This window comes from Saccharopolyspora sp. NPDC002686 (assembly GCF_040295745.1).
Classification (GTDB): domain Bacteria; phylum Actinomycetota; class Actinomycetes; order Mycobacteriales; family Pseudonocardiaceae; genus Saccharopolyspora; species Saccharopolyspora oryzae.
In genome coordinates this window covers 1-8537 of sequence record NZ_JBEOVY010000327.1, presented here as the reverse complement: position 1 = coordinate 8537, position 8537 = coordinate 1, and the positions used below count along the sequence as shown (strand labels likewise).

The 8537-nt window shown below is 70.1% G+C and carries 6 protein-coding genes; all 6 read right to left on the bottom strand.

Annotated elements, in window-relative coordinates:
* Window positions 1-3436: type VII secretion protein EccCb (gene eccCb, locus ABTZ89_RS31080; protein ID WP_351051400.1), on the bottom strand; the 3436-nt coding region annotated here is incomplete at its 3' end.
* A gap of 4 nt (window positions 3437-3440) precedes the next feature.
* Window positions 3441-3821 carry an effector-associated constant component EACC1 gene (locus ABTZ89_RS31075; RefSeq protein WP_351051398.1) on the bottom strand — a complete coding sequence of 127 codons (381 nt, stop codon included), beginning with the start codon at window positions 3819-3821 and terminating at the stop codon, window positions 3441-3443.
* Between the two features lie 138 nt (window positions 3822-3959).
* Window positions 3960-5147 carry a nitric oxide synthase oxygenase gene (locus tag ABTZ89_RS31070; protein ID WP_502949622.1) on the bottom strand — a complete coding sequence of 396 codons (1188 nt, stop codon included), beginning with the start codon at window positions 5145-5147 and terminating at the stop codon, window positions 3960-3962.
* A gap of 103 nt (window positions 5148-5250) precedes the next feature.
* On the bottom strand, window positions 5251-5997 hold the full coding sequence (locus ABTZ89_RS31065; RefSeq protein ID WP_270946988.1) for a cell division protein FtsQ/DivIB: 747 nt from the start codon (window positions 5995-5997) through the stop codon (window positions 5251-5253).
* A 2-nt stretch (window positions 5998-5999) separates the two neighbouring features.
* On the bottom strand, window positions 6000-7430 hold the full coding sequence (gene murC, locus ABTZ89_RS31060) for a UDP-N-acetylmuramate--L-alanine ligase (protein ID WP_270946987.1): 1431 nt from the start codon (window positions 7428-7430) through the stop codon (window positions 6000-6002).
* A complete protein-coding gene (murG, locus tag ABTZ89_RS31055; protein ID WP_351051403.1) occupies window positions 7427-8452 on the bottom strand; it encodes an undecaprenyldiphospho-muramoylpentapeptide beta-N-acetylglucosaminyltransferase in 1026 nt (341 codons plus the stop codon). Before murG ends, murC begins: the two co-directional genes overlap by 4 nt.
* Window positions 8453-8537 lie beyond the last annotated feature (85 nt).

The window sequence follows — 8537 nt, the reverse complement described above, 5'->3', positions numbered from 1 at the left end:
GATCCGGCAGCAGGCGGACCTGCGGCGCCGGACGCCCCTTCCACGAGCTCTTGACCCGGTTCACCAGGTCCGCGACACCGTCGGAGACGTCGTCGCTCACCTGCGGCAACGCGATCAAGAAGTGCAGCTTCGACGGATGCAAGCCACGACCCGGCCGCCCCTGCGGCACCTTCACCGCGAGCTTGCGCTCGATCTCCGATTCGCTCGGGTCACCCAGCCGCAGCTCGATGCGGGTCTGCATCATGTCCTTCATCGCCGGGCGGATCTCCGCCCAGCGCGCGGCCGTGACGAACAGGTGGATCCCGAACGCGAGGCCTTCGGACACCAGGTTCATCACATCCTGCTCGAGGGTGTCGAACTCCTCGCGGAACGCCCGCCAGCCGTCGATGACGAGGAACACGTCGCCGTACGGGTCATGGGAGAACTCACCGCGCCGCCTGCGTTTCCGGTAGTCGTTCATGCCCTCGACGCCGTGCTGCGCGAAGCGGGCTTCCCGCTCGGCCAGCAGTGTCTTGAGCTCGGCAACCGTCCGCCGCACGACATCCGCGTTGCGGCGTCCGGCGACACTGCCGACGTGCGGCAGGTCCTGCAACGCGAAGAGCCCGCCACCGCCGAGGTCGACGCAGTAGAACTGCACCTCCTGCGGGGTGTGGGTGAGCGCGGTCGAAGCGATCAGCGTGCGCACGGCGTTCGATTTGCCGGAGCCGACCCCGCCGACGATCGCACCGTGGCCACCCTGACCGCTCAGGTCCAGCAGCATCGGGTCCTGCCGCTGGTGGTACGGCATGTCGATCAGCCCCACCGGCACCTGCAACTGGCCATTGCCCGCATGACCGGCAGCCGCGTAACCCCGGTCGCCGGTCTGCCGCAACGACGGCAGCAAGGTGTTCAAAGCGGGAGGTTCGGCCAACGGCGACAGCCAGATCTCGCGCGCCGGCGGCCCCTGGTCGCGGAGTTCGGCCAGCAACGAGTCCAGGAAGGTGGCGCTGGGATCCCCGCTGGCCGGGCCGGACACGTACACGGCGCGGAAGCGCTCCATGCCATCAGGCTGCTTGAGGTATCCGACGCCGGGCTGCGGCGGCAGCTCGTAGGCATCTGGAACACCGAGCGCCCTTCGACTTTCCGCGGCGGAGAACGTGCGCAGGCAGATCCGGTACGACAAGTGCGAGTCCAGACCGCGCAGCCTGCCCTCTTCCAGCCGCTGCGACGCCAGCAGCAGGTGGACCTGCAGCGAACGACCCATACGACCGATCATCACGAACAGCTCGGCGAAGTCCGGCTGCTGAGTCAACAGTTCGGTGAACTCGTCAACGATGACGAACAGCGTCGGCAGCGGTTCTCGGCACCGCTCGTCGCCCGATTCCCACATCCGGCGGTAGTCCCAGACGTTCTTCGCGCCCGCCTTGTTCAGGAGTTCCTGGCGGCGGTTCATCTCACCGGCCAGTGCGTCCTGCATGCGGTCGATCAGCGATACGTCGTCTTCCAGATTGGAGACCACCGCCGAAACGTGCGGTGCCGCCGCGAATTCGTTGAACGTCGCGCCGCCCTTGAAGTCGATCAGCACGAAGTTCAGAGCAGTCGTGGGATGCGTGGCCATCATCCCGAGCACGATGGCGCGCAGCAGCTCCGACTTTCCGGAGCCTGTCGCACCGACGCACAGCCCGTGCGGGCCCATCCCACCGGAGGCCGTCTCCTTGATGTCCAGCTGCACCGGACGCCCGAAGTCGTCCACACCGAAGACGATCTTGTATCGCTCCTCGACGGGACGCTGCGCCCAGGCGCGGTACACGTCGAAACCGCTGCTGAGATTCCACAGCGCGACGGGATCAACCGTGCCGCCGGTGGCGCGCTGCGGCGTCTCGATCGCGATCGGCGTGCGACGCAAGTTCTCCAGGATCGTGGCGATGTCCCCGGGCTCGTCCGCTAGCTGCGGCAGTGCGACGCGGAACCGCTGGCTGCCGGACAGCGCCCAGCCCGGCTCGTCCGGCAGCGTGGCCGACAGCTCCGGGTCGATCCGCGAGCTCGCCGGGTCATCCAGGGCGAGTTCGATGCAGCCCCGAAATAGGACCGCCACCTGGTGCGGGAGGTTCTCCCACTGCCGCGCGGTCAGCATGACGTGCACCCCGAAGCGCACCCCGCGTTCGGCGATCCGCCGGACCGCAGCACCGAACTCCCTGCTGTCCTCGCTGAAGGTCTCCCAGCCATCGACGACCAGGAACACGTCGGCGTGGTCGTCGCCCGGCAGCAGGTCGGAGTGACCACGACGCAGCAGGCGGTAGGTCTCGAGGTCGGCGATGCCCAACCGGTGGAACAGGTTCTTCCGTCGCGCGATGAGCTGCTCGACCTCGCGCAGGACTTCCCGAGCGCTGTCCGCGTCGATCGCGTGGGCCGCGACGTGCTCGTTACGAGCCAGCCCCACCAGCGCACCATCGCCGTCGAGGCAGTGGAAACGGACCTCGGTGGCCGACTGCTTCTCGCAGTGGCCGACGATGAGCGTCCGCAGCAGCGTGGACTTGCCCGAGCGGAACCGGCCGACCACGGCGAGATGACCGTGGTGGCCGAACGGGTCGACGTGCACGATCTCGCCGTGGTGCCGGTCGGCCTCGTGCGCCAGCCCGACCGGGACGAATGCGCTCCCACCCCTGGCGATCAGCTCCTTCAGCTGCGGGGCAACGACTTCGCCGGAAAGCCTGCGCTGCGCGGCCCTGGCGATGCGGATCGAACCGTGCCCCGCCCCGCTGCTGGTCGGTGTCTGCTGCCCTTCGGCACTCAGCTTGCGGAAGGCGAACTGGTAGAGCTCTTCGGCGGTGATGATCCCGTCGCGGTCAGCGTCGGCGGCCCCGGTCCGCAGCGCCTCGATGAGCGTTGCGGTGAAAGCGCTAGCGCTCACAGGCTTGTCGAGGACGAGCTTCTCCTGCTCGTAGGCGTACTCGATCTCGTTGGTCGCGGTCATCACGTACACGCCGGCGCCGAGCTGTTCCTCGATGTCGATCGACGTACCGCTGCGAGCGATGACGTTGCTGGTGAAGGCCCCGCTGTAGCAGCAGTCGAGGATTACCGCGATCGACCGCGCCTGGCTCTGCTGAATCATGCGCTGCACCGCGAAGGCCGGCACCGCAGTGGAGTACGGCAACCTCATGTCGGTGGTGGAGGCGGCGAAGAAGAGCTCGTTGTGGTCGTTCTTGATGCCGTGGCCGGAGACGAAGAGCAGCACCTCGTCCTCCGGTCCGCAGTCGCGGAAGAACGACTCCATCTGCCGTTCGACCTCGGCCTTGGACTGGTTGAGCACCGGCAGCACCGAGTCGAACGCCCCGATGACCTCGTTCTCCAGGAGCCGACCGAACTCGTGGGCTTCCTTCACCGGCGAGCGCAGCCGTCGGAGGCGTGCATCGGCGTAGAGGGAGGTGGCGACCAGCAGCGCGCGGCGGTTGCCCATCGCCTCACCGATCTGGGGTGGGACGGACTTCCTCTGCGAACAACTCCGCAATCCGGCGCTGGACGTCAGCCGAGGTGGCGTCGACGGTGATCTCGTCCCCGTTGGCCTTCTTGACCGTCACCGAGCGCTTCGCAGAGCGGTTGATCAGTGCGATGAGGACGCGGGTGACGGCCGCGACGGTGCCGCCGGAGAGCGTGCCGGTGACGATCAGCTCGGCCAGCTGGGCCCCCGTCCCCGCTTTGCTGTTCTGCGGCGCTTCTTCCCGCGCCCGCCGGATGTCGATCCCCGGCACCGCGCGGAGATCTCGCGACAGCTGGTCGTGCAGCTGGTGCAGCCGCTGCGGCGGAACTGCCGACTCGTGGATGCTGATCCTCGCCTCGGCCATGCCCCGCTCCCGAACGCCTTGTGCGATTGGACGGGCCATGTATATCAAAAACCCGCAACGCAGCGTGTGCGATCGGTGACATCGACGGAAACGTGGGTGTTTCATGCGAAATCGCCGCTGCCGGGCCCAAGGCGCACCTCAGCCGCGCGGCGAGAAGCACGGCGGGCCGCCGTCGGTGCCACGGCGGGCGGCGTCGTCGTCGAGGTGGAAGTTCGGCAGCTGGTGGGATTCGTCGTAGTAGCGGTGGAAGACCGGCGTCAGCGAACCCGACATCGGCGGCACGATCCAGCTCCAGTCCACCGGGCACTTCCGGCCCGCGGACTCCTCCTTGGCCAGGTGCGTCAAGAAGCGCTGGGACTCCGTGTGGTGGTCGGTGATGGTCACCCCGGCCTTGCCGTAGGAGTGCAGCACCGCGCGGTTGAGCTCGACCAGCGCGCGGTCCCGCCACAGGGTGTCCTCGCTCGAGGTGTCCAGCCCCAACCGCTCGGCGACCACCGGGATCATGTCGTAGCGATCGGTGTCGGCGAAGTTGCGCGCACCGATCTCGGTGCCCATGTACCAGCCGTTGAACGGCGCGGCCGGGTAGGAAACGCCACCGATGCTCAACCGCATGTTGCTGATCACCGGGACCGCGTGCCAGCGCAACCCGAGTTCGGCGAACCAGGGCAGGTCCGGGTGGCTCATGGGCACTTCCAGCACTGCGTCCGGGGGCAGCCCGAACATGCGCGGCCCCTCCTCGGCGGTCTCCACGACCAGCGGCAGCACGTCGAAGGCGCCGCGCCGCGGCGGCCGCCAACCGAAACCCGCCATCGCCTCGGTGAACCGCGCGTACCGCGGATCACCGAGCACCGAACCGTCCGGGCACTGGTACCCGGCGTACCGGATCAACTGGTCGTTCCAGATCCGCGGCGCGGGCCGCTGCGGCATCTCCGGCGGGAAAACGCTGATCACCGGCCGGATCTTGCCCTTGTTGGTGGCCATCCGGAGGTGCTCCACGCAATGCCCGGCAACCCCAGCGGCGGTGCGCACGTCGCGCAGATCGCGCACCTTCAAGCTCCGCCAGTACAACCGCCCGATGCACCGAGCGCTGTTGCGCCAAGCCACCCGCGCGCCGAAGGTCAGCTCCTCCGCGGTGTGCCGGTAGGTGCCGACGGTCTCGACCTCGTAGCGAACCCGGTCCAAGCGCTGCTGCAACGACCCGGAGTCCCGGTTCTCGGCGTGGAAGAGCCGCAAGAACTCCTCGGCCTCCCGCATGTCCACGGGAGGAGCGGCAACTCGAGCGGCCGGCCGAACCGGGCGCAACCGCCTGGTCGGATGAGCCGGCATGGAGAAGACGGACTCCGGCGCCTCGCCGCTGACCCTGAACACCCTCACACGTTAGCGCGACAAAAACGATCTTGGCCCCCGGCCGCTCCCCAGCGACTCGGGCTCAGGACACCGTGGGCAGGGCTGGGGTGGTCACGTCGTAGACGTTGCCCGGGCGGGTCAGGAGGGCCGGGAGTATTTGCGCCTTCTTGTCCGACTGGTCCTTGGAACCCCACTCGATCCTGCGGTCGCCCTTGAGCAGGAGGCGGATGTCGTTGGGGTTCTCCGCCTCGACCGTGGTGATCTCACCCCGCACCGGCTCCGGGACCGAGGTCAGCACCAGCATCCCGGCCTTGGTCGCCGGATCGGCCTGGGAGGCTTCCCGGACCTTCAGCTCCGGGAGGTCCGCCGGCGGGTCCGGGACCGTCTGGAACGGCATTCCGGTCGCGTCCACCAGCTGAATTCCGTTGCGCGCCACCAGGAACGCCGCCGCGACCCGCTCGGTGATCCGCACCTGGACCGTCGACGGCCAGGACAGCGTCACCTCCGCTGCCGCGACCTTCGGGACCGTCTGCAGGCGGTCCCGGATCTCGCCCGCGTCGACCTGCATCATCGGGGTTCCGGTCTCGATGCCCCCGGCGCGCACGACCTCCTCGTGGTCGAGCGAGGTGTTGCCCGAGACCTCCACCGACCGCACGCCCAGCAGCGGGGTGAAGTACAGGACCAGCGCCAGCACGGTCACCGCGGCCAGCACCAGCGGCAGCGCCCAGCGGCGCCACTTCGCCGGCGCCAACGCGCCGCCGCGCACCGGTCGTCCGCGAGTGCTGCGCACCCCGGGCCGGTCCGTTGCGCGGCGGCGCGTCGAAGTCACCCTCAGTCCTCCTCGGCGGATCCGCGGTCGATCTCCGCGAGGATCTCCGCGCCGAGCATGGTCACGTCACCGGCACCCATGGTCAGCACCAGGTCACCGGAGCGCACCAGGCCCGCCACCAGCGGCGTCACCTCGGTGAACGACGGCTGGTAGTGCACCTTCTCGGAAGGCAGCGGGATCTGGTCGGCGATCAGCTTGCCGGTGACGCCGGGCTGCGGATCCTCCCGCGCGCCGTAGACGTCGAGCACGACCACCTCGTCGGCCAGCGCCAGCGCGTTCGCGAACTCCGCCGCGAACGCCGCCGTGCGGGAGAACAGGTGCGGCTGGAACACCACGACCAGCCGGCCGTCCCCGGCCACCGGGCGAGCCGCCCGCAGCTGGGCGTCCACCTCGGTCGGGTGGTGCGCGTAGTCGTCGTAGACGCGGATCCCGCGCGCCCGCCCGCGGAACTCGAAACGGCGCCGCACACCGCCGAAAGCGGCGAGCCCGTCGAGCAGTCCGCCCAGCGGCGCACCGAGCTCCAGACCGGCCAGCACCGCGGCGATCGCGTTGCCCGCCATGTGCTCGCCCGGCACCGCCACCTGCACGTCGATGCGCTGGCCGCCGAGCTCCACGGTCGCCACCCCGGCACCGTTCACGGCCCGGTAGTCGACGAGCCGCGCGTCGTCGGCGCCGGTCGCGGATTTGCCGTAGCGGCGCACCCGGACCCCGAGGGCCTCGGCGCGCTCCGCCAGCTCCACCGCACCCGCGTCGTCGGCGCTGATGATCAGCACGCCGCCGGGCTCGATGCGCTGCACGAAGTCCTCGAAGACCTTCGTGTAGGCCTCGGCGGTGCCGTGGTGGTCCAGGTGGTCGGGCTCGACGTTGGTCACCACCGCCACCGACGGGGCGAAGACCAGGAACGAGCCGTCGCTCTCGTCGGCTTCGGCGACGAAGATGCTGCCGTCGCCGTGGTGCGCGTTCGCGCCGGACTCGTTGAGGTCGCCGCCGATCGCGAACGACGGGTCGAACCGGCAGTGCTGCAGGGCCACGGTCAGCATCGACGTCGTCGAGGTCTTGCCGTGGGTGCCCGCCACGCAGGCCACCCGGTGCCCGGCCATCAGCGCGGCCAGCGCCTCGGCGCGGCGCAGCACCGTGATGCCGCGCTCCTGCGCGGCCACCAGCTCGGGGTTGTCCGGGCGGATCGCGGTGGACACCACGACGGCCGACGGATCGGTGTCGAACTGGTCCAGGTTCTCCGCGCGGTGCCCGATGCCGATGTTCGCGCCCTGCGCGCGGAGCGCGAGCACGGTCCGCGAATCGCGGGCGTCCGAGCCCGACACCTGCTGGCCGCGGGCGAGCAGGATGCGGGCGATGCCGCTCATCCCGGCCCCGCCGATGCCGACCAGGTGCACCCGGGACAGCACGGCGTCGACGTCTGACGTTGCGGTCACTGTCCGGCCACCTCCAGCACGATCTGCGCCAACACGTGGTCGGCTTCCCGGTGTCCGCTGCCGAGGGTCGCGCGGCTCATCTCCTGCAGCCGCTGCGGGTCCAGCGCCAGCGGCAGGACCTCGTCGATCACCTTCTGCGAGGTCATGTCCTCATCGGACACCAACCGCGCACCGCCCTTGGACACCACCGGCTGCGCGTTGAGCGCCTGCTCGCCGTTGCCGTGCGGCAGCGGCACGAACACCGCGGGCAGTCCGAGCGCGGAGACCTCGGCGACGGTCATCGCACCGGACCGGCACACCACCAGGTCCGCCGCCGCGTAGGCCAGGTCCATCCGCTCCAGGTAGGGCACCGCGTTGTAGACGGGCGCGCCCGGGACCTGCTGCACCGCGATGGTGTTCTTCGGGCCGTGCGCGTGCAGCACGCCGATCCCGGCCCGGCCCAGCGCCTCGGCCGCGCCGGAGAACGCCGTGTTGAGCGTGCGGGCGCCCTGCGAGCCGCCGAAGACCAGGATCGTCGGGGCGTGCGGGTGCAGCCCGAAGTGCTGGCGGGCCTGCGCGCGCAACGCCCAGCGGTCGAGCCGGGTGATGGACTCCCGCAGCGGGATGCCGATGGTCTGCGCGCCGGGCAGCCCGCTGTCCGGGGTCGCCGCCAGCACGCGCTCGGCGAACTTCGCGCCGACCTTGTTCGCCAGGCCCGCGCGCGCGTTGGCCTCGTGCACCACGATCGGCACCCGGCCGCGAGCGGCGAGGTAGGCGGGCAGCGACACATAACCGCCGAAGCCGACCACCACGTCGGCGCCGACCCGGTCGAGCACCGCGCGGGTCTGCTTCACCGACTCGCGCACCTTCAGCGGCAGCTTCAGCAGATCGGCGTTGGGCTTGCGCGGCATCGGCACCGGCGGGATCAGCTCCAGCGGGTAGCCGCGCGCCGGAACCAGCTTGTTCTCCAGGCCGCGCTCGGTGCCCAGCGCCGTCACCCGGGCGTCCGGGCGCAGCCGGCGCACCGCATCGGCCAGCGCCAGCGCGGGCTCGACGTGCCCACCGAATGCGGCACCACGTCCTGGACATGGGCGAGGTGCAGGGCCAGGGGTACGTCGGGCAAGCGCT